Here is a 555-nt window from a genome sequence, read left to right as displayed (position 1 = left end):
CGGCTCCCGCCAGAATCCCGGCGAACCGGGCCGCGGTCCGGGAATCCGGCGTCTCGGGAAGATCGATCAGACCACCCCAACGGTCGGGGTACTCCAGCGCCGCAACACGGCCAAGCCCCCAAACCTGCGCCTGCACAGCACTGACCGGACGATCACTGCGCCCCGTGGACACCCCTCCACTGGACACCGTCCACAACGGAACCTCGATCCCGGCATCTCCGAGCGCCTGGACCAGCACGAGCGTGCCCGCCACACCGGCAGAGACCGCACCGTGCACCGTGTGCGGCTGCTCGACCAGCCCCAGCAGGGAGACGACACCGGTGATCTCCTGCGGCGCCGGCCCGGTCAGCTCGTGGACAAGGTTCTGGCGTGTCATCTCCCCGGCGGCGAACCGAAGTTCGTGCACCTCGGCGCCAGCCTCGGTCAGGGCCTCGACGATCCCCGCGGCCCAGGGATGGTCGGCAGCCTCCTCGGGTACGACCACCAGCCAGCGCCCCGACAGCACGGCCGAGGAGGGCAGTACACCGGTCAGCGGCTTCCACACCACCCGGTAGC

Annotated in this window: 1 protein-coding gene; it reads right to left on the bottom strand. The window is 70.5% G+C overall.

The genetic code is table 11. The features are described 5' to 3' along the window. Window positions 1-544: Rossmann-fold NAD(P)-binding domain-containing protein (locus tag ACYVMZ_RS39435; RefSeq protein ID WP_461088151.1), on the bottom strand; the 544-nt coding region annotated here is incomplete at its 3' end. Between the last annotated feature and the right edge of the window lie 11 nt (window positions 545-555).

The sequence above is a fragment of the Streptomyces deserti genome, from assembly GCF_054782695.1.
Note: the sequence above shows the minus strand (reverse complement) of the source record. Positions and strands in the feature narration are given on the sequence as shown.